The organism is Vibrio sp. YT-17 (genome assembly GCF_033337375.1).
GTDB lineage: Bacteria > Pseudomonadota > Gammaproteobacteria > Enterobacterales > Vibrionaceae > Vibrio > Vibrio alginolyticus.
The window spans coordinates 1-1493 of record NZ_JAWOQP010000053.1; the positions used below are offsets into that span (position 1 = coordinate 1).

Consider the following 1493-nt stretch of genomic DNA (forward strand, 5'->3'; position numbering starts at 1 on the left):
AACTCGAAACTCCTTCGGGTTGTATGGTTAAGTGACTAAGCGTACACGGTGGATGCCTTGGCAGTCAGAGGCGATGAAGGACGTATTAACTTGCGATAAGCCCAGATTAGGTAGTAAAAACCATTTGAGTCTGGGATTTCCGAATGGGGAAACCCAATACCATAAGGTATTACTGTTGAGTGAATACATAGCTCAACAGGGCGAACCGGGGGAACTGAAACATCTAAGTACCCCGAGGAAAAGAAATCAACCGAGATTCCGAAAGTAGCGGCGAGCGAAATTGGACTAGCCCTTAAGCTTTACACGCGTTAGACGAACAGCCTGGAAAGGCCGACGATACAGGGTGATAGTCCCGTAGTTGACGACGTGTGTTCAGTGAAATCGAGTAGGGCGGGACACGTGATATCCTGTCTGAATATGGGGGGACCATCCTCCAAGGCTAAATACTACTGACTGACCGATAGTGAACCAGTACCGTGAGGGAAAGGCGAAAAGAACCCCTGTGAGGGGAGTGAAATAGAACCTGAAACCGTGTACGTACAAGCAGTAGGAGCAGGCTTGTCCTGTGACTGCGTACCTTTTGTATAATGGGTCAGCGACTTATATTCAGTGGCAAGGTTAACCATCTAGGGGAGCCGTAGGGAAACCGAGTCTTAACTGGGCGTTCAGTCTCTGGATATAGACCCGAAACCAGGTGATCTAGCCATGGGCAGGTTGAAGGTTGAGTAACATCAACTGGAGGACCGAACCGACTAATGTTGAAAAATTAGCGGATGACTTGTGGCTAGGGGTGAAAGGCCAATCAAACCTGGAGATAGCTGGTTCTCCCCGAAAGCTATTTAGGTAGCGCCTCGGACGAATACTACTGGGGGTAGAGCACTGTTAAGGCTAGGGGGTCATCCCGACTTACCAACCCTTTGCAAACTCCGAATACCAGTAAGTACTATCCGGGAGACACACGGCGGGTGCTAACGTCCGTCGTGGAGAGGGAAACAACCCAGACCGCCAGCTAAGGTCCCAAATTACTACTAAGTGGGAAACGATGTGGGAAGGCTCAGACAGCCAGGATGTTGGCTTAGAAGCAGCCATCATTTAAAGAAAGCGTAATAGCTCACTGGTCGAGTCGGCCTGCGCGGAAGATGTAACGGGGCTAAGTAGTAAACCGAAGCTGCGGCAATGCACTTTTAGTGCATTGGGTAGGGGAGCGTTCTGTAAGCGGTTGAAGGTGTGTGGTAACGCATGCTGGACGTATCAGAAGTGCGAATGCTGACATGAGTAACGATAAAGGGGGTGAAAAACCTCCTCGCCGGAAGACCAAGGGTTCCTGTCCAACGTTAATCGGGGCAGGGTAAGTCGACCCCTAAGGCGAGGCCGAAAGGCGTAGTCGATGGGAAACGGGTTAATATTCCCGTACTTCTTACAATTGCGATGGGGGGACGGAGAAGGCTAGGTGGGCCTGGCGACGGTTGTCCAGGTTCAAGTGCGTAGGCTGA

1 rRNA gene (running past one end of the window) is annotated in these 1493 nt (G+C 50.8%); it reads left to right on the forward strand.

Annotation, left to right across the window (positions count from 1 at the left end):
* Positions 1–25: 25 nt before the first annotated feature.
* Positions 26–1493 (forward strand): 23S ribosomal RNA (locus R7F67_RS23725) (it continues 1464 nt past the right edge of the window).